This window comes from Streptomyces sp. NPDC031132, from assembly GCF_055570595.1.
In genome coordinates this window covers 318863-338083 of sequence record NZ_JBVIGX010000005.1, presented here as the reverse complement: position 1 = coordinate 338083, position 19221 = coordinate 318863, and the positions used below count along the sequence as shown (strand labels likewise).

Sequence of the window (19221 nt, the reverse complement as noted above, 5' to 3'; positions counted from 1 at the left end):
TCAGTTGCCGCGGCGCGGCGTGCGGCCGGCCGGCTTCGGGCCCGCCGCGGCCGGCTCGCCCGCGGCCCGCTGGAGCACCGCCGCATGGGCCAGCGCCAGCTCCACCACGTGCGCCGGGTCGGAGAGCGTGCGGCCGGTCAGCTGCTCGAGGCGCCGCAGCCGGTTCGAGACCGTGTTGCGGTGGCAGTACAGCCGCTGGGCGGCGTACGTCGTCGAGCCCTGGCAGGTCAGCCAGGTGCCCAGCGTGGTCAGCAGCACCCGGCGGTCCTCCGCGGGCAGCGCCAGCACCGGCCCCAGCACCACCTGCCGCAGCCGGCCCGCGAGTTCGGCCTGGGAGGCGACCAGCGCCGTCGGCAGCCGCTCGTCCAGCAGGGCGGTGCACGGACCACCGGACGCCGGGACCGTGCGCAGCGCCAGCGCGGCCAGCCAGCGCGCCCGGGCCAGGTCGCCGGGGGTCTCCACGACCGGACTGACCCCGGCCCGGGTCCTGAACGGGCCGAGCAGCTCCCGTACGGACTCCAGCGGATGGTGGCCCAGCTCCACCAGGCCGGTCTCCCCGTCGGCGCGGATCCGCCACAGCACGCGCAGACCGCTCGCGCCCGGATCGGCGGAGCTGCTCAAGGTGCCTGAGCTGCTCGAGCTGCCGAAGGCGGCGGAGCCGCCGGAGTCGCCCGAGCCGAGCACGACGACCGCGAACCGGCCGCGCTCGGGAAGCCCCAGCTGGGCCGCCGCCTCCGAGACCGCGGGCCCGTCGGACGGACCCGCGCCGTCGAGCAGCGCGTCCAGGAGGGCCGCCCGGCGCTCCCGGTCGCGATCGCTGCGCGCGGCCTCCGTACGGCGGTACGCGTCGGCCACCGCGTCCGTCAGCTGGTCCAGCACGTCCCACAGCACGGCCGCGGCCGGCAGCAGCCGGGGCAGCGCCTCCGGGTCGTGCGCGGCCACGGCCTCGGTGAGGGCCTGCCACACCAGTCGGCCGCCGCGCCGGTAGGTGCGCAGCAGCGAGGCGAGCGGCAGGCCCAGTTCGGCGCGGAGCGTACCGGTGGCGCGCGCGTCGGCGAGTTCCACGGGCAGCCCGCGGATGCCGAGGACCAACCCCTCGACGGACTGCCGCAGGTTGTGGTGGATGCGCTCGCGCAGCTCGGCCCGGCCGAGCAGGGCGGCGTACGCGGGGTCCTCGGCCAGCGTCCGGTCGGCGAGCCGGTCCGCCGTCACCGCTATCCGGCGCGACAGGTCCTCTCGTATCTCCTCGATGATCCGCTCCATGACCGGCAGAGTGACACGTGGGAGGGGTCGGAGGGGAGGGCCGGGACCGTGCCGCGTTCGCCTGCGTGTCCGAATCACTGCATGCGCAGTGGCCACGGGGCCGTGATCCGCACGCCGCGCAGCGCTGCTCGAGCCGTATCCGGAGCAGGGGCTCACATCGAGACGATGGTCGAGCGCCTCCTCCCGGAGTGCCGCGCGCACTGACTATCGTGCCGGTGGGGGAACCGGCACGACGCGCGGAGGGGACCGTGGAGATGACCGGGGGCTCGGGCGGCGGCATCCGGTGGCTGGCGGACTGGGACGGCTGGTACGCCGGCCTCACCTTCGCCCGCGGCATGGCGCCCGGCGAACTCGCGCTGCGCCTCGGCGCGCTGCCGGGCATCCGGCCCGGCCCGCTGGGCGCGACGGACGCCTGGAGCATGGTGACCGAGACGATGGACGGCGACGGCGTGGCCCGCGTCGGCAGCTGGGGCGGCTGGTCCTTCGCCGTCGAACACGGCATGCCGGCCGGCGCGGAGCGGCTGGCCGAGGTCTCCCGGTCCGGCGTCGAGGCCGTCCACCTCGACCCGCAGCCGGACCACCCGCCCAAACAGTTCGCGTACGCCCGGGACGGCGAGATCGTGTGCTGCTTCGGCCTCGGCGAGGAGGGCTGGCGCGGCGGCCACCGGCCGGACTTCCTGCTCCCGGAACTGGTCGCGGCGGGGATCCTCGCCCCGGACGGCACCCACGCCCGCCCCGAGGACGACCCCTGCGCGGACCGGGACCGCCGCACCCTCGCCGTCCTCGAACACCGCTTCGCCCTGTCCCTGCCCCGCCACCTGATCGAGGACACCCCCCTCCCGGCCTTCGTGACGTGCACCCGGTAGCCCGCGGCCGCCGGGACGGGGGCGGCGGGAACTGGCCCGAACCGGGGACGGAGTGCGGTGTTTTGCGCGAGTGTGGGGGGAGCGGACCCGAAGCGTGGTGATCTTATGCCCGGAAGTGCGCGAGTCAGCTGGGATTGCGGGCGGTAAGAGACTTTTATGGGGGTGCCAGGACTCGTACCGGAGCAGGGGGAGTATTCATGGGCACTGACGGCAGCCAGAAGGAAAGCGCACCCACCCTGATCGGTTCCGTGCAGCGCGCGCTGCGCCTCGTCGAGGCGATGTACGCCGAGGGCGGGGCGACGGCGAAACGGCTCGCCCGGGTCACCGGCATTCCGCTGCCCACCGTGTACCACCTGCTGCGCACCCTCACCCACGAGGGATACGTGGAGCGCGAGGGCGGCGCGTTCCGGCTCGCGGAGCATCTTCCGCTTGCTTCGTGAGCCCCCGTGCGCCCTTGCGCGAACGTCGGCGGTGATCAACATTCGTGATCAGAAGTCGATGGGTTCCGGCCAAGCTGTCGCGTGGTTCTGTGCATGTTCCCGCGGAAAATGCCAGAAGCCCCTTCCGCGCTGTGGAACGTGAGTAAGTTCCCTCCTGTCGCGCCGTAGACCGTGCACTTCGCACGTCTGGCCGGGAGGGGAGCCCGCGTGCCCGGGATCGACGAATGCCTGCTCGAAGCCATGGCCCTGCCTGGTGCGCGGGGGGCCGCGCTGGTCGACTGGAGCAGCGGACTGGCCCTCGGCACCGCCGGGGACTCGCCGGTCGGCGACCACGAGACCACCGCCGCCGAGACCGCCGAGCTGGCCCGGGCGGCCGCCGAGTACGAGTCCTTTGCCCAGCCGGCACCGGACTCCGCGCAGGGTGAGGCCGCGGGCCAGCCCGTGGAGGACCTGATCGTCACCACCCGGACCGGCTACCACGTCCTGCGCTTCGTCGAGACGAGCTTCGACAGCAGCGTCTTCCTCCACCTGTGGCTGGACCGGACCGACGGCAACCTCGCCCTCGCCCGGCACAGACTCCGCGTCCTCGCCGAGGGGCTGGTCCTCAGATGACCGGCACGCAGGTGGGCGGCCTCGCCGCCGTCGCCGTCTCCCCGCTGCTCACCCGGCTCGCCGCCGAGCGCGCCACCGGCGCCCTGCTCCGCGACCGCGGCACCCTCTTCCTGGAGGAGGGCCGCATCGTGCACGCCGAGAGCCCGGCCACCCCCGGCCTCGACGTCCTCCTCACCACCGGCGGCGGCCTCGCCCCCGAGCGCTGGCGCGAGGCGGTGGACCGGGCCGGCGCCCGCCGCCAGGTCGCCCGCTTCCTCGTCGACAGCGGGGGCCTCGCCGGCGGCGAACTGGAGATCTGCCATCTCGCCGCGATATTCGACGCCGCCTTCTTCGCCCTGTCCCCGGGCACCGGCCCCTCCCGGTTCCGCCGCGGAGCCACCCACTGGATCGGGTCCGTCCGCTCGGTCGCGGCCGCCGCCGTCGAGCGGGAGACCCGGCGCCGGCGGGAGCTGCTCGACGCCGTGTGGCCGTACCCCCTGCTGGACACCTCCCCCGTGGTGCCGCGGGCCGCCGCCCCCGGCCAGACCGTCACCGCGCGCCAGCGGATCCTGCTGGCCCAGGCGGACGGCGTACGGACCCCCGCGGACCTCGCGTGGGTGCTGGGCCGGCCGGCGTTCCACACGCTGCTCGACGTACGGCGCCTCGCGGCGGCCGGACTGGTCGAGACCCCGCACGCGCCGGTCCTGACACCGGTCGAAACACCCCTGCCCGACTGGATGACCCAGACCCAATCCCCGGACGTGGCGCTGCTTCGCCGGTTACGCGACGCACTGGAGGCAAGCCTGTGAGGCTCCCGCTGCGACCGGCTCTGCGCTCCGAGCGCGCCGACCGCTCCGAGCGGAGGCAGCCCGAAAGGAGAAAGGCCGACATGAGCACGGCGATGGTGCCCCCCGAGGCCGAGGCCGACATACTCGCCGAGCTCCGCAGGCTGCGCGCCCGGGTCCCCCAGCTCACCGGCGCCCTCGCCGGCAGCGCCGACGGCCTGGTTCTCGCGCAGGACAGCGCCGCCACCGAGGTGGAGTCCGTCGCGGCACTGACCGCGGCCGCCCTCGGCGTGGCCCAGCGGCTCAGCGACAGCACGGGCCAGGGCGGATTCCGCGAGCTGCTGATTCGCGGCGAACACGGATACGTGGCCACCTACGCGGCCGGGGACGCGGCCGTCCTCACCCTGATCGCGGAACCCCGCGTCAACGTCGGCCGGCTCCATCTGGAGGCCCGCCGCTCCAGCGTCCGGATAGCGGAGCTCATCGACCACGTCCTCGGGCGCCGCGGCCCCGAGATCCCGTCGCCCTGAGCCGTCCCGCGCGCTGCCGCACCACCCCCGTACCAACCACCGCCAGACCGCAGAAACCGCAGACACCGTAGAAACGGTAGAAGAAGAAGGAGGGCCCCTCATGGCCAACGTGGAGACCGCACTCAAGGAATGCACCGCGACCATCGACGGCGCGATCGGCGCCGCCCTGGTCGACTACGACAGCGGCATGGCCCTCGGCACCATCGGCGGCGGCAAGGAGCTCGACCTCCAGGTGGCCGCCGCGGGCAACACCGACGTGGTCCGCGCCAAGGTCCGCACCATGGACATGCTCGGCCTCAAGGAGGAGATCGAGGACATCCTCATCACCCTCGGCAGCCAGTACCACCTGATCCGGTTGCTGAAGGGGCGGGGGAGCAAGGGCTTCTTCCTCTACCTCGCGCTCGACCGCGGCCGGGCCAACCTCGCGATGGCCCGGCACCAGCTCAAGAAGATCGAAGCCGAGCTCGAAGTCTGAGCAGACGTTCGGTCCGACCTCGACGCCGAGGTGGCGGGCGGCTGAATTCTTTGCCGTCCGCCAAGGGGGACAGGGGCCTTATGTCCAGGATGGGGGGACTTTATCATCCTGTTACCGAGTAGGATGCTGTCATCACCTGATCATCGAAAAAGCTTAAAACGCTGGAGAACCCGCCACCTATGCCCCCGCGCCTGAGCATCGTCGTCCCCGTCTACAACGTCGAGCTCTATCTCGACGAGTGCCTGGAGTCCATAGCCGCCCAGACGTTCGACGACTTCGAGTGCATCCTCGTCGACGACGGCTCCACCGACACCAGTGCCGTCATCGCCAAGGCCTTCGCCGCGCGGGACAAGCGCTTCCGTGTCGTCATGCAGGAGAACGCCGGACTCGGTGCCGCCCGCAACGTGGGTGCCCGCCACGCCTCCAAGGACAGCGAGTACCTGGCCTTCGTCGACAGTGACGACACGATGCCGGACTACGCGTACGAGCGCATGATCGCGGCCCTCGACGAGACCGGCTCGGACTTCGCCGGCGGCAACGTGAAGCGTTTCCGCTCCGTGGGCATGCAGCAGTCCTGGGGCCACCGGGCCGCGTTCGCCAAGACCCAGCTGAAGACCCACATCTCCAAGTTCCCGGCGCTGGTCACCGACCGCACCGCGTGGAACAAGGTCTACCGGCGCAGCTTCTGGGACGAGCACGGCTTCCAGTACCCGGAGGGCATCCTCTACGAGGACGCCCCCGTCAGCATCCCCGCGCACTACTTCGCCTCCAGCGTCGACATCATCAGCGACTGCGTCTACCACTGGCGCGTCCGCGAGACCGGCGAGCGCTCCATCACCCAGCGCTCCACCGACCCGGTCTCCCTGATCGACCGCGTCACCTCCGTCCGCCTGGTCCGCGAGGCCCTCAAGGCCAAGGAGGGCGCCAAGTACGTCCGCTACCTGCGCGACTACGACTACAACGTGCTGAGCGAGGAGCTCCCGCTCATCTACAAGTACGTCGGAGAGGGCGGCGCCGACTTCCGAGCCGCCTTCGTCAAGGAGGTCGGCGGGCTCGTCCGCGAGATCGGCACCGGCCCCTGGTCCGCCCTGACCGTCGCCGACCGCCTCAAGGCGTACCTGGCCCGCGAGGGCCGCGTCGAGGACTTCATCGCCCTCACGCAGCACCAGAGCGACTACTCCTACAGCGTCCCCGTCAAGGGACTGGCCCGCCTGCAGGCCGACTACCCCTTCCTGCACGGCCGCCCGCCGGTCCCCGCCAAGATCCTCACCCTCGGCCCGCGCGAGCGCCGCGTCGTCAGCCGCCTCGAGCAGGCCGTCTGGAGCGACGGCAAGCTGCTGCTGCGCGGCTACGCGCTGCCCGGCCACCTCGGCGCGGAGAGCCGCCTCGGCTCGCGCAAGGTGCTCGTCTTCCGTGAGGGGGGCAAGGGCCGCCGCACCGTCGCCGGGACCCGTACGGTCGCCTCCCCGATGGCCACCGTGAACGCCCCGCACCTGGCCCTGCGGCACGCCGACTGGGCCGGCTTCACCGCCGTCGTCGACCCCACCGCCTTCCAGTCGGGCGGCAAGTGGATCGACGGCACATGGACCACGTCCGTCGCCGTCACCGGCGCCGGCGGCCTGCACCGCGCCCGCCTCAAGGGCGGCGAGTCCGACAGCGGCCAGAACCCGCCCGCCCACTGGGTCGCACCGGACGTGCGCATCATCCCCAATGCCACCGGCGCCCTCACCATCCAGATCGAGACCGTCCGGGCCCGCGCCCTCGACGTCCGCCCGTCCGGTGAAGACGCCGTCGAGGTCGTCGGCGAGCTCGCCGCCGAGATCGGCGCCGGCGCGACCCTGCGCGCCGAGCACGTCTCCACCGCCACCGTCCTCACCTTCCCGATCGAGGCCGCCGCGGCCGGCGTCGCCGGGCGGATCCCGTTCACCGTGCGCGTGCCGCTGGCCGAGCTGGCCGCCGTACCGGACGCGGAATGCGAGCCCGGCGAGTGGACCCCCGAGCCGTGGGGCCTGACCGTGGTCGGCGCCGACGGCTCCGAGCACCGCCTCGTGCACGACGAGCGCGGCGGCTTCGCCGGCCTCGTCGTGCCCCTGACCGGCGGGGACGCCGGCCGCGCACTCTTCGCCAAGCGCGGCAACACCGGACACCTGACCCTCTCGGTGCAGCCCTCGCCGCCGCTGGTCGACTCGGTCTCCGTGCAGAACGGCACCCTCACCGTGAAGGGCCGGTTCGTCGCGCCCACCGACGAGCCGTACGAGCTGGTCCTGCACAACGCGCACGGCACCGAGTTCAGCTACCCCGTCACCCGGGACGGCGACCGCTTCGAGTCCACCTTCGAGCCCATGCTCCCCGAGGCCTACGCCGGCCGCACCACGCTGCCGGAGGGCCGCTGGTGGCCCACCCTGCGCCCGCTCGCCCAGGGCGGCACCACCGCGGGCCTGCTCGGCGTCGACCGCGGCGCCCCGGTGCAGTTCGCGCCCACCGCCCTGCACGCGGGACCGCACGCCCTCACCGTGCAGGGCCGCCGGATGCGGGTCGAGGCCCGCTTCTACGACCGCATGGTGCTCGTCGCCGACCCGCTGCTCAGCCCGCACGACCGCTCCCGGTACGCCCAGCGCGTCACCCGGTACGAGACCTACCCGGCGCAGCGCGCCCTGCCGGTCAAGGACATGGTCGTCTACGACACCCACCAGGGGAACGGCGCGGGCGACTCGCCCCGCGCCATCCACGAGGAGTTGGTGCGGCGCGGCGAGAAGCTGGACCACGTCTGGCTCGTCCGCGACGGTCGCGCCGAGGTTCCCGCGACCGCCCGCGCCGTCCAGTACGACAGCGTCGAGGCGTGGGAGGTCCTGGCCCGGGCCCGCTACTACGTCGTGAACGACAGCGTGCCGCACCGCTTCCAGCGCCGCGCCGGCCAGATCGTCGTCCAGACCTGGCACGGGACGCCGATCAAGGAGATCGGCCACGACTTCATCCACGACTACTACACGAGCCCCGAGATCCTCGAGGCGCTGGAGCACGACAGCGCCCAGTGGTCGCTGCTCGCCTCCCCGAGCTCGTACGCGACGCCCCTGCTCAAGCGCGCCCTCGGCTACCAGGGCGAGGTCATCGAGTCCGGCAGCCCGCGTACGGACGCGCTCGTCAAGCCCGACGCGCAGCGGATCGCCGAGGTCCGCCGCCGGCTCGGCCTGCCCGAGGGCAAGAAGGTCGTCCTCTACATGCCGACCTGGCGCGAGAACCGCGAGGGCTGGTCGGGCGGCTACAAGCTCGACCTGCAGATCGACCTGGACGCCGCGCGGCGCGAGCTCGGCGAGGACCACGTCCTGCTGGTCCGCGGCCACCACCACGTGACCGAGCAGGTCCGCGACAACGCGCGCGACGGCTTCGTCGTGGACGTGTCCCGCTGGCCCGACGCGACGGACCTGCTGCTCGTCGCGGACGTGCTGATCTCGGACTACTCCTCGGCGCTGTTCGACTTCGCGCTCACCGACCGGCCGATCCTGCTCTTCACGTACGACCTGGAGCACTACCGGACCACGCTGCGCGGCTTCAACTTCGACCTGGTGGAGAAGGCCCCCGGCCCGCTGCTGGCGGACTCGGCGAGCCTGATCGAGGCCGTGCGCAACGTGGACGCGGTCGGTGCGGAGTACAAGGAGGCGCGGGCCGCGTTCCGCGCCGAGTTCTGCGACCTGGACGACGGCGGCGCCGCCGAGCGCGTCGTCGACCGGATGCTCGGGATGGCGGCCAAGCCCGCGGTGTAAGCCGTTCGGGTGCATTCAGGACGCGTTGCAGACCGGCCCCGGGCCCACCGATGAATTTCGGGCCCGGGGCCGGTCTGTATGGGAGCGGGAGGGTGAACCGCCTTCCCGCTTCGACCGGCACACGCCTGGAGGCAGTCATGACGAGCAACGGTTTCACCACGTGCCTGTGGTTCGACGGCGCGGCGGAGGCCGCCGCCGACTACTACGTGTCGCTGTTCAAGGACGGCAAGCTCGGCCGGGTCGCCCGCTACCCCGAGACCGGGCCGGGCCAGACGGGTGCGGTGATGACCGTCGAGTTCGAGATCAACGGCCAGAGGTTCGTCGGCCTCAACGGAGGCCCCCAGTTCACCTTCAGCGAGGCGATCTCCTTCCAGATCGACTGCGACGACCAGGCCGAGGCCGACCACTACTACGACGCACTGACGAAGGACGGCGGCGAGGAATCCGCCTGCGGCTGGGTCAAGGACAAGTTCGGGGTGTCCTGGCAGGTCATCCCGGCCGGGTTCACCGAACTGGTCGCCGACCCCGACCCGGAGCGGGCGGCCCGCGCCATGGCGGCCATGATGAAGATGAAGAGGCTGGACCTCGCCGAGCTCCGCCGGGCAGCCGACGCGGCGTAACAGGCTTCCGGCGTGCTCGATGCGAGGTCTAGGCTGCCGGGCCGAGGTCGCCGATCCGGGCCAGCAGTGCCGGCAGGGCCGTCCCGATCGGCTCGCGGATCACCTCGTCGGCGAGCGGATCGTACGGGGTCTCCTCGGCGTTCACGATGATCAGGCGGGCCCCCGCCTCGGCGGCCATGCCGGCCAGCGAGGCGGCGGGCTGCACCTGGAGCGTGCTCCCGACGGCGATGAAGACCTGACAGCCCTGGGCCACGGCCACGGCCTGCCGCAGCACCTCGGGGTCGAGCCGCTCGCCGAACATCACGGTCGCCGACTTGAGGATCCCGCCGCAGACCAGACAGGCCGGATCCGGCTCCCCGGCGGCGACCCGGGCCAGCGCCTCGTCCATCCCCGACCGGGCACCGCAGGCCGTGCAGACCACCGCCCGCGCGGTGCCGTGCAACTCGAACACCTTGCGCGGCGGCATTCCGGCGAGCTGGTGCAGCCCGTCCACGTTCTGCGTGATCACCCGTACCGGGGTCCCGCCGCGCTCCAGCGCGGCCACGGCCAGATGCGCGGCATTCGGCCGCGCCCCGAGGGCGCCGACCTCGGCTCGCATCCGCCAGGAGCGGCGCCGGATCTCCGGATCCGCCATGTAGTACTCGTACGTCACGACCTTCTCGGCCTCCGGATCCCGGCGCCACAACCCCTGCGGCCCCCGGTAGTCCGGAATCCCGGAGTCGGTGGACATCCCGGCCCCACTGAACACTGCGACAAGCGGCTTCCCCATGCCCCGACCCTACGTACGTCCGGTACGGGCGTGCGACTGGATTAGCTTCCTCCGAGAGGGTCGTTTCTGCGGTGAATCCCTCCCGCCACAGGAGTGAGATCCGCGGTCCACCCCTGGCCGCGGAGACCCCCGGTGGTTACACATCCCGCATGAAGACCATGCCGTTCAGCCTCGGTGCCCTGCTGCTGCCCTTGCTCGCGCTGCCGGCCCCGACCCCCGCCGTCGCCGACCCCGCCCCGGTCGTCGCCCGCCAGCGGCACAATGCCGCCGAGATCAGCACCTTCCTCGCCTCCTTCTACGGCCACCACGGCCCCTCCCCGCACGACCGCGAGCAGCGCGTCTCTCAGCAGCTGAAGGACAAGCAGGCGCACCACCCGTACTCCGACGTGCTGCTCTGCGCCCAGAACGAGCCCTGGGACATCGCCATCGGCGCGGTCACCGTCGCCCAGTCGGCCGGTGTCGGCTGGGCCACCGTCACCACCCACTGGGGCGCGGACAGCACCGACACGTTCACCGCGTACGTGCGGCTCGACTCCCGGCCGATCAAGCTCGACGACGTGATCTGCGCGGGCTGACCGCCCGTACGCCGTCTGGTACAACACCGGACATGACGGGATTCGAGATCACCGGCGCGAGCGCCGCCGACATGGAAATGATCCGTACCTGGGCCGACGAGGAAGGGTGGAACCCGGGCGACTCCGACCGGTTCGCGTTCGCGGTCGCCGATCCGGCCGGCTTCCTCGTCGGCCGGATCGACGGTGAACCGGTGGCCTGCATCTCGGCCGTGCGGTACGGGTCCGCCTTCGGGTTCATCGGCTTCTACATGGCCCGCCCTGCCGTCCGCGGGCAGGGTTACGGGATCCGGCTGTGGCACGCCGGGATGGAGCGGCTCGACGGGCGGCTCATCGGCCTGGACGGGGTGGTCGACCAGCAGGACAACTACCGCAAGTCCGGGTTCCGTTCGGCCTGGAACAACGTCCGGTACGAGGGCGTCCCCCGAGCGAACGGTTCGGGCCCGGGCGCCGAGGGGGTCGGGGTCGAGGTGGTCGACGCCGCCTCGCTCCCCTTCGGGCAGCTGGCCGCCTACGACCGCCGGTTCTTCCCCGCGTCCCGCGACGCCTTCCTGTCCGCCTGGACCGGCCTGCCCGGCCGTACCGCCCTCGCCGCCGTCCGCGAGGGGCGGATCGAGGGTCTCGGCGTGATCCGCCCGTGCAGCGGGGCCGCCCGGATCGGCCCGCTGTACGCCTCCACCCCGGCGATCGCGGCCGCGCTGCTGTACCGGCTCGCGGAGCACACCCCCGACGGGGCGGTCGCCGTGGACGTGCCCGACGCCAATCCGGCGGCCACCGCCCTGTTGTCCGGGCTGGGGCTGGCTCCCTCCTTCGAGGCCGCCCGGATGTACACCGGCCCGGCCCCGGAGGTCGAGGTGGCCGGGATGTACGGGGTGGCGAGCCTCGAACTGGGCTGACGGGCCGACGGACCGATGGGGCGCCGGGGGTGGGGTGGACATGAGGGCGGGCGCGAAGCGGGATGCCGGACGGCGGTCGCACGACGCCGCCCGGCCGGTCGCGTCGTGCCGGGTCAGAATCCGAACAGGGCGCCGCTGGTGTGCCGCAGGCCGCAGGGGTTGCCGAAGGTGTACGAGTAGTTCAGCCGCCGGCCCTGCCACACCCCGACGGCGGTGACCGTCATCGGGTTCCACTCCCTGGTGCAGTCGACGCCGGCGCCCGGTGCCGCGACCGCGTCCAACTCGTGCGAGTTCGCCCGCAGTTCGGCACACGCGGCGGCAGGGGCCGGGTGCGTCCCGCCCGGCGTCGGCGCACAGACGAGCGTCACCGCGCGCAGCACCGTGCCGTGCGCGGTGTCCTCCCCGGCCGTGATGCTCAGGACGAGGGCGGACGGCGCGTACAGGCTCTCCGCACCGGACGGGGCGGCGTCGGCAGCTCCGGGCCAGGCCAGGGCCGTGAGAGCGGTGAGCGCCATGGCGGCGGAACCGAGGCCGAGACCCTTTGCGATGGACCGCATTTCGAACTCCCTTGAGTGGTTGCTTCGGATAGCGGACAGGAGTCTTGCCGACACGGACCGTGAACGCCCGTTCGTATGGCCATTTCTCGTCACCGATCGTAAGCGAATGTATGCAGACCGCAGCCACGGGGGAGGCGCTGACCTGTGGGGGAGCGGGCCGCCGAATCGGCCGAACACACGCGCTGAAACATTCCGGGGGCGGGTCGGGACCGGCCCCCGGGGGGCGGTTTCGGCGTCCTAGCGGCCCGTCGCGATGCGCGGGGCGTAGAGGTCGATGAGCCGGGTGCGGGTCTGCTGGAGCCGGAGCGCGAGCACGCGTCCGACCCAGTGGCCGATGGCGGAGCCGAAGGCGGGGTCGGCGTCCATCAGCATCCGTACGGCGGTCGCGTCGAACTCGTACGAGCGCACGGGGGTCATCGCCTCCGCGCTCAGCTGCCACACGTACGGCGGGAAGAGCCAGGACCAGCCCACCAGTTCGCCGGGGCCGAGGTTCTCGACGGGGGCGGGCCGGCGGCCGGCCAGGGGGATCTGGAGCGTCACCGTGCCGGATCGCACGATCCAGAAGGCCTCGGTGCGACCGCCCTCCTCGAAGATCGTCGCGCCTTCGGGGAAGTTGACCTCGCGGGCCTGTGACATCAGCCGTCCGCGGTGCTCGGCGGAGAGGACGGCGGCGATTCGGATGGGGGAAGGTGTGCTCACGACGGCCTCCGATCAGGGCCCCCCGCTACCCCCAGTGTCGCCGACACCCGTACGAATGAGGGCCCCGGCGCATCACCCGGTTGTCCGGGTGCCCCACAGGCGGTCCTGCACACGCCGGACGCGGGGCGGCGCCGACGCCCCCCCGAAGTCCCACCGGGGCAGGACTGGGGGCGCGGACCGGCCGGCCGGCCCGGCGCGCAGTCCCTGCGCCGGTTCCCGGGCCGGTTCCCGAGCAGGGTCAGTCCTCGGCGTTGGCCTCCAGGCAGGCCAGCTCCATTGCGTCGAGGACCGCCTCGTGGCTGCGCTGGCTCAGCTCCGCCACGTTCTCGATCTGCGCCGTGGCCCAGGCCGCCAGTGTCATGACCAGGACGCGCAGCCCGTCCGTGCCGTGCTCGGCCAGGATCGCGTCGGCGACGATCATCGCGTCCTCGGGAACCTGTTCGGGTGGCTCGAGCCCGGCGAGACCGCGCAGCATGGTGAGGGTGCGGCGGGAGATCTCCGGCGTCATCCTCGCCAGCCGCAGGTCCTCTTCATCGTCCATCTGCCCCACCCTCCCGTGCGTTCCCGTCCCCCTCAGGGGCACGGTAGGCGCTGAGGACGCCGCGCGGGGCGGTTTCGCCAGGGTGACCGCACGGAAGGGGCCGCCTCGCACCACCGCCCGCCCCGGCCTTGCGACCGGCGTCGGAGTCGATAGGGCGTCGGCCGGAAAGTCGGCCCCCGTTCGGGTTCCCTGCTCGGCGACCGGCCGGTAACTTGGCCGCGGCATCCGTCCGTTGCCCGACCGGCCCGGACGGCCCGACCCCGGCAGGAGCGACATGAAGAGCCTCGTCCGCCCGCTGTTCGCAGCCCTCCTGCTGCTGGTGGGAGCCCTGCCGGCGGTGGCCGCTCCGGTGCCCGCCGCGGCCGCGCCGGCCGCGCCCGCGGGGGAGGCGTGGACCCCGCCGCTGTCCACCCGCGGCCGCTACATCGTCGACGCGAACGGCAACCGGTTCCGCCTCCGCTCCGGCAACTGGGACGGAGCCCAGGGCTCCTGGGGCGGCTCCGGCGACCGGAACGACCCCGCCACCCACCACAGCGGCCAGGACTCCCACGGGATCCCGATCGGACTCGACCGGGTACCGCTGCCCACCCTGCTGGCCGACTTCCGCGCGCTCGGCCTCAACAGCATCCGGCTGCCCTTCTCCAACGAGATGCTCCGCACCACCGCCCCCGTCCCGGACGCGGCCGTCGCCGCCAACCCGGCGCTGCGCGGCCGTACCCCGCTGCAGGTCTACGACGCCGTCGTCACGGCGCTCACCGAGGCCGGCTTCGCCGTCATCCTCAACAACCACACCGTCACCACCCGCTGGTGCTGCGGACTCGACGGCAACGAACGCTGGAACAGCGGCCGGTCCACCGCCCAGTGGGCCGACGACTGGGTGTTCCTGGCCCGCCGCTACCGCGACAACCCGCGCGTGGTCGGCGCCGACCTCTACAACGAGGTCCGCCGCGACTTCCTCGACGACCCCAACTGGGGCCTCGGCGACGGCCACGACTGGCAGGCGGCCGCCCAGGAGGCCGGCGACCGGATCCTCGCCGAGGCCAACCCGAACCTACTCATCGTGGTCGAGGGCATCAACTGGACCGGCATCCCCCTGGACGGCCTCCCGCACGGCCGCCCCACCCTCACCCCCGTACGCACCCTGTCCCACACGCTCGTCGTGTCCGACAAGCTCGTGTACTCCGCCCACTTCTACGGGTACACCGGCCCCCGGCACAGCGGCGCGACCGGCATGGGCGAGACCCACGACCTGCGCTACCAGGACATGAGCCGGGCCCAGCTCGAACAGACCCTCTACGACCAGGCCTTCTACGTATCCGCCGAGACCGGCACCCACTTCACCGCCCCCGTCTGGATCAGCGAGTTCGGCACGGGCGCCGACGAGACGGGCGCCCTTCCGCGCGCCTGGTTCCAGAACCTCACCGGCCATCTGACCGCCGCCGACGCCGACTTCGCGTACTGGCCGCTCGTCGGCTGGAGCACGACGGCCCAGGGCGCCCCCGGCGGCGACACGTGGGCGATGCTCCGCTACGACTCCTCCGGCCGCCGGTCCGGTGTGCTGGACGCGGCCGACTGGCGTACGCAGCCGTGGAACGCCCTCGCCGCCACGCCCGGGCGCACCGGGCAGGTCCCCGCCGCCCCCTCCTGGTACCAGCTGAACACGGACCACCGCGACCACAACGCCTCGCTGCGCACGCGGGCCACCGGCGACTGGGACAGCGGGGCCCGCAAGGCGGTGTGCCCCGACGGCGCCCGCCTGGCCGGACTCGGGCACACGGGCGGCCGCGGCCTGTGCACCACCTCCGACCTGCGGGCCGCGACGGGCGGGCACACCGTGGTCCGCGACGAGTCGTACGTCCCGGCGGGCGGTGACTGGGCGAGCGGATACACGAAGTTCCAGTGTCCGGGCGGCCAGTTCCTGATCGGGTACAGCCTGCGCGGCGAGCGGGTCTCGGCCGCCCTGTGCGCGCCGTCCCGGACGGCCCTGCCCGCGGGCGGGCGCACGCTCTGGTTCGACCGCGGCGACAACCGTCCGCCGGGCGCCCCCGGAGGCGAGTTCGCGTACGGCGACTACAAGGGCCAGTGCCTGCCCACCGAGTACGCGGCGGGCATCGCCTTCACCACCCGTGCGGCCTCCCGCCCGGGCCCGGCGGCGCTCCTGTGCCGCCCCCTGCCGTCCGCCTGACCCGTCCGTCCACGAGGTCGGCGACGTCGGCGTCCCCAGTCGGCGACCGGCGTCAGCGAGCGGCGTCGGCGGCGACCTCGGCGCCGGCGAGCAGGCCCGGGAGGTCGCGCATGTCGGTGAAGACGACCGTGCCCGGGCCGGCGAGGTGGGACGCCGGCGTCAGGCCGCCCGCGTAGCCGAACGAGCGCATGCCCGCCGCGCGCGCCGCCTCGACGCCCGGGCGGCTGTCCTCGACCACCGCGCAGGCCGAGGGGGCGACGCCCATGCGCTGCGCGGCGTACAGGAAGACGTCCGGGGCGGGCTTGCCGCGGGCGACCTCGGTGGCGCTGTGGATGCGGCCGGCGAAGCGCTCGTAGAGGCCGGTGCGGCCGAGGGTGTGCCGCATCTTCTCGTGGCTTCCGCTGGAGGCCACGCAGGTCGGCAGGGTGATCGCGGCGAGCGCCTCGGGCAGGCCGTCGACCGGGGTGAGCCCGGCGTCCACCGCTTCCGTGTGCATCTGCGCGAAGCGCTCCTCCCACTCCCGGGCGGCCTCCGCGCCCAGACGGTCGGCGACCAACTCCCGGTTCGAGGCGCTGGAGCGGCCGATGAACAGGCTGATCGCCTCGTCCTCGGTGAGCGGCCAGCCGAATTCCGCGCCGAGGGCGACGTTCACTCGGGTCGCGATCCGCTCGGTGTCGACGAGGACCCCGTCGCAGTCGAATATGACGAGCTCGAACGGCTCGGTGGAAGTGATCATGGAGGAAGGATAGGCGGGCCGTCAGACCCCGGATCCGGGAATTTGGCATCCGATGCGTCAAGTGTGCTGAACGGGTGCCCAAAGGGGCCTAGGGTGCGCCCGTACGCACGGTCGCGAACGGCTGTACGGCTGTTTTCGGCCACCACCGCACAGTGAACCGAACTGGGGGGCTCATGCGTAGAACCAGAGGGCTGGCGGGCGCTCTCGCCCTGTCCCTGGCCGGCACCGCCGCAGGGATCGGCCTCGGCCTCGTCCCGCAGGCGGCGGCCATCACCCCGCCCGTGGCCTTCACCGCCGACGCGCTGTCCACCTGGCAGCCCAACGGCGTCGTCTGGGCCCTCGCCGAGGCGGGCGGCACGGTGTTCGTCGGCGGCACGTTCTCCGCCGTACGACCTCCCGACGGCGCCGGCGGCAGCGAGCAGCCGGCGGTGAACTTCGCCGCGCTCGACGCCGCGACCGGCGCCCCGACCTCCTGCACCCTCTCCTTCACGGTCGGCGGGGGCACCGCCACCGTCCGCGCCCTCACCCTCTCGCCGGACAAGAAGACCCTGTACGCGGGGGGCTACTTCGGGGCCGTCAACGGCACCCCGGTCTCCAGCCTCGCCGCCGTCGACGTGGCGACCTGCACCATCAAGCCCTCTTTCCGGCCGGCCTTCGCGGCCACCGTGCGCGCCCTGGCCGTCACGGACGACACCGTCTACGCCGGCGGCGACTTCCTCACCGTCGCCGGCCAGCCGCGCGAGCGCTTCGCCGCCGTCGACGCGGCCGACGGCGCGCTGCGGCCCTTCACGGCCGACGCCGACGAGCCGGGCCGCGCCGTCGAGGTCACCCCCGACGGCAACAACGTCGTGCTCGGCGGCGACTTCTTCACCGTCAACGGTACGAACACGCACGCGCTGGCCGTCGTCGACGCGACCAGCGGCGCGCTCACCAAGACGTACCCCGGCTTCATCGACACCAACTCCGTGGTCAAGGACATCGCGACCGACGCGACCGGCTTCTACACCGCCAACGAAGGCACCGGTGGTGGCGTCTTCGACGGCCGGATCGCGCTCAACCTGGGCGATTTCAACCAGCGATGGCGCGACACCTGCCTCGGCGCCACCCAGGCCGTGCTCCCGTACCAGAACGTGCTGTACAGCGCCTCGCACGCGCACGACTGCTCGAGCGTGGGCGAGTACCCGGACGGCCAGCGCCACCACCTGCTCGCGCAGCCGACCACCAGCGTCGGCAAACTGGGCTGGGCCCCCGACACCAACGACGGCATCGGCGAGGGCATCGGCCCGCGGGTGATGGCGGTCGGCTCCAAGGGCGGCGTCCGGTACCTGTGGGTCGGCGGCGAGTTCACCACCGTCAACGGGTCCGCGCAGCAGAGCCTGACCCGGTTCGCGTCCACCGGGGACACGGGCGCGCCCACCGTCCCCGTCGCGACCGCGGCGAGCTTCAAACCCGGTGAGGTGCAGGTGCGCTGGCGCACCAGCCTCGACCTGGACGACAGCGCGCTGACGTACCGGGTCTACCGCAACGGCGCGGCCGCGCCGATCGCCACCGTCACGGCGGACTCGCTGTTCTTCAAACGCCCGCAGGCCTCCTGGACCGACACCACCGTCACCGCGGGCCAGTCGTACACGTACCGGGTGACGGCCACCGACGCGGCCGGCAACACCAGCGCCCTGTCGGCGACCGCGAGCGTGACCGTCCCGACGTCGGTCGACGCGTACCCGAACCAGGTCCGCACGGACGGCGCCCAGCTGTTCTGGCGCTACGACGAGTCGGCCCTGCCGAACGTCGCCGACTCCTCGGGCAGCGGCAACCAGAACGGCGTCCACCTCAACTCCCCCGCCCTGCGCCGGACGCCCGGCGCGGTCTCGGGCGCGAGCACGGCGATCGGCTTCAACGGCACGGACACCCGGGTGTACGGGGACCTGCGCCAGAACATCGGCAGCAGCTACACCATCGAGACCTGGTTCAGGACGAACACCACCCGGGGCGGCAAGCTCCTCGGCTTCGGCAACAACCAGGTGCGCGGCAGCAACCAGTACGACAAGCACGTCTACATGACCAATGACGGGCGCCTCGTCTTCGGCGTCTACACCGGCGCCACCCGCACCGTCACCACCGGCGCCGCGTACAACGACGACAAGTGGCACCACGTCGTCGCCACCCAGGGGCCGGGCGGCATGGTCCTCTACGTGGACGGCGCCCAGAAGGGCGCTCTCGCGGTCACCACGCACGAGAACTACGCCGGCTACTGGCACGCCGGCGGCGACAGCCTCGGCGGCTGGCCCGACCGCCCGACCAGCGAGTTCTGGGCGGGCCAGCTCGACGAGACCGCCGTTTACCCGAGCGTCCTGAGCGCGGCGCAGGTCCAGAACCACTACGCGCTGGCCACCGCCCCGGCCGACTCGGTCGTCCAGGTGACCGCCGCCGAGGACACGTACGCCAACGTGGGCGCCCCGGACGGCAATTACGGGACCTCCTCCTCGCTCGCCGTACGGGGCACCTCGCTGTACACGAGCTACCTCCGCTTCAACCTGCCCGCCGCTCCCGCGGGCACCGTGCTCAAGTCGGCCACCCTCAGCGTGAAGACCAGCACGATGAGCGGTGCCGGTACGGCGGACACCGTCTCGGTGGTCCCGGTCACCGGCAGCTGGAGCGAAGCCGGGACCACCTACAACAACCGCCCCGCCACCGGCACTCCGGCCCTCGGCAGCTTCGCCGGCGTCCCGGACGGCTCGGCGGTGCACACCACCGGGCTGTCCACGGCCGCCCTCGCGGGCGCCCTCGGCACCAGCTACAGCCTGGCCCTGACCAGCCCCGGTACGGACGCGCTGTGGCTGTGGTCCTCCGAGGCGACGGCGAACGAAGGGACGCCGCAGCTGACGCTGACCTTCGGCGCGCCATAGGGGATCCGGCGGGGACGCCCGCTGCAGAG

General features: G+C 72.9%; 17 protein-coding genes and 1 pseudogene. 12 read left to right on the top strand and 6 right to left on the bottom strand.

Annotated elements, in window-relative coordinates:
* Positions 1 to 1263: a helix-turn-helix domain-containing protein gene (locus ACZ49B_RS10980; RefSeq protein ID WP_468303240.1), complete on the bottom strand. Its 1263-nt coding sequence runs from the start codon at positions 1261 to 1263 to the stop codon at positions 1 to 3.
* Positions 1264 to 1517: 254 nt separating this feature from the next.
* Here ACZ49B_RS10980 and ACZ49B_RS10975 point away from each other — a divergent pair, with 254 nt between their 5' ends.
* The 8 genes and pseudogenes from ACZ49B_RS10975 (at position 1518) to ACZ49B_RS10940 (ending at position 9331) form a co-directional block, all read left to right on the top strand.
* Positions 1518 to 2129, top strand: a complete 612-nt coding sequence (locus ACZ49B_RS10975; RefSeq protein ID WP_468303422.1) for a DUF6461 domain-containing protein — start codon at positions 1518 to 1520, stop codon at positions 2127 to 2129.
* A 197-nt stretch (positions 2130 to 2326) separates the two neighbouring features.
* Positions 2327 to 2548: pseudogene (locus ACZ49B_RS10970) on the top strand (helix-turn-helix domain-containing protein); the annotation flags it as partial.
* 228 nt (positions 2549 to 2776) lie between these two features.
* Complete coding sequence (locus ACZ49B_RS10965) at positions 2777 to 3181, top strand: roadblock/LC7 domain-containing protein (protein WP_468303237.1); 405 nt, start codon at positions 2777 to 2779, stop codon at positions 3179 to 3181.
* A complete protein-coding gene (locus tag ACZ49B_RS10960) occupies positions 3178 to 3969 on the top strand; it encodes a transcriptional regulator (protein WP_468303235.1) in 792 nt (263 codons plus the stop codon). The genes ACZ49B_RS10965 and ACZ49B_RS10960 overlap by 4 nt, the downstream gene beginning before the upstream one ends.
* An 80-nt stretch (positions 3970 to 4049) precedes the next feature.
* Positions 4050 to 4475, top strand: coding sequence for a roadblock/LC7 domain-containing protein (locus ACZ49B_RS10955; protein ID WP_468303232.1), 426 nt, complete (start codon positions 4050 to 4052; stop codon positions 4473 to 4475).
* A gap of 100 nt (positions 4476 to 4575) precedes the next feature.
* Positions 4576 to 4950: a hypothetical protein gene (locus tag ACZ49B_RS10950; protein ID WP_030295553.1), complete on the top strand. Its 375-nt coding sequence runs from the start codon at positions 4576 to 4578 to the stop codon at positions 4948 to 4950.
* 179 nt (positions 4951 to 5129) lie between these two features.
* Complete coding sequence (locus ACZ49B_RS10945) at positions 5130 to 8711, top strand: bifunctional glycosyltransferase/CDP-glycerol:glycerophosphate glycerophosphotransferase (protein ID WP_468303229.1); 3582 nt, start codon at positions 5130 to 5132, stop codon at positions 8709 to 8711.
* A 137-nt stretch (positions 8712 to 8848) separates the two neighbouring features.
* Entirely contained in the window at positions 8849 to 9331 is a 483-nt protein-coding gene (locus ACZ49B_RS10940) for a VOC family protein (protein ID WP_468303227.1), read from the top strand.
* A 28-nt stretch (positions 9332 to 9359) separates the two neighbouring features.
* On the opposite strand, the gene ACZ49B_RS10935 is transcribed toward ACZ49B_RS10940, so the two are convergent.
* On the bottom strand, positions 9360 to 10100 hold the full coding sequence (locus tag ACZ49B_RS10935) for an SIR2 family NAD-dependent protein deacylase (protein ID WP_468303224.1): 741 nt from the start codon (positions 10098 to 10100) through the stop codon (positions 9360 to 9362).
* 149 nt (positions 10101 to 10249) lie between these two features.
* Here ACZ49B_RS10935 and ACZ49B_RS10930 point away from each other — a divergent pair, with 149 nt between their 5' ends.
* Together ACZ49B_RS10930 and ACZ49B_RS10925 are read left to right on the top strand one after the other, a co-directional pair.
* Positions 10250 to 10675 carry a hypothetical protein gene (locus ACZ49B_RS10930; RefSeq protein WP_468303222.1) on the top strand — a complete coding sequence of 142 codons (426 nt, stop codon included), beginning with the start codon at positions 10250 to 10252 and terminating at the stop codon, positions 10673 to 10675.
* A gap of 32 nt (positions 10676 to 10707) precedes the next feature.
* Positions 10708 to 11568, top strand: coding sequence for a GNAT family N-acetyltransferase (locus ACZ49B_RS10925; protein ID WP_468303219.1), 861 nt, complete (start codon positions 10708 to 10710; stop codon positions 11566 to 11568).
* A gap of 113 nt (positions 11569 to 11681) precedes the next feature.
* Here ACZ49B_RS10925 and ACZ49B_RS10920 read toward each other — a convergent pair whose 3' ends face one another.
* The 3 genes from ACZ49B_RS10920 to ACZ49B_RS10910 all read right to left on the bottom strand — a co-directional run bounded on the left by ACZ49B_RS10920 (position 11682) and on the right by ACZ49B_RS10910 (position 13365).
* Positions 11682 to 12125, bottom strand: coding sequence for an SSI family serine proteinase inhibitor (locus ACZ49B_RS10920; protein ID WP_468303216.1), 444 nt, complete (start codon positions 12123 to 12125; stop codon positions 11682 to 11684).
* Between the two features lie 237 nt (positions 12126 to 12362).
* A complete protein-coding gene (locus ACZ49B_RS10915) occupies positions 12363 to 12824 on the bottom strand; it encodes a cyclic nucleotide-binding domain-containing protein (RefSeq protein WP_468303213.1) in 462 nt (153 codons plus the stop codon).
* A 238-nt stretch (positions 12825 to 13062) separates the two neighbouring features.
* Complete coding sequence (locus ACZ49B_RS10910; protein ID WP_468303210.1) at positions 13063 to 13365, bottom strand: hypothetical protein; 303 nt, start codon at positions 13363 to 13365, stop codon at positions 13063 to 13065.
* Positions 13366 to 13639: 274 nt separating this feature from the next.
* Here ACZ49B_RS10910 and ACZ49B_RS10905 point away from each other — a divergent pair, with 274 nt between their 5' ends.
* On the top strand, positions 13640 to 15550 hold the full coding sequence (locus ACZ49B_RS10905) for a glycoside hydrolase family 5 protein (protein WP_468303207.1): 1911 nt from the start codon (positions 13640 to 13642) through the stop codon (positions 15548 to 15550).
* 52 nt (positions 15551 to 15602) lie between these two features.
* On the opposite strand, the gene ACZ49B_RS10900 is transcribed toward ACZ49B_RS10905, so the two are convergent.
* The gene (locus ACZ49B_RS10900) at positions 15603 to 16286 is read right to left on the bottom strand and encodes an HAD family hydrolase (protein ID WP_468303204.1); all 684 of its coding nucleotides are present in this window, start codon (positions 16284 to 16286) and stop codon (positions 15603 to 15605) included.
* 173 nt (positions 16287 to 16459) lie between these two features.
* Here ACZ49B_RS10900 and ACZ49B_RS10895 point away from each other — a divergent pair, with 173 nt between their 5' ends.
* Entirely contained in the window at positions 16460 to 19192 is a 2733-nt protein-coding gene (locus ACZ49B_RS10895; RefSeq protein ID WP_468303201.1) for a DNRLRE domain-containing protein, read from the top strand.
* Positions 19193 to 19221 lie beyond the last annotated feature (29 nt).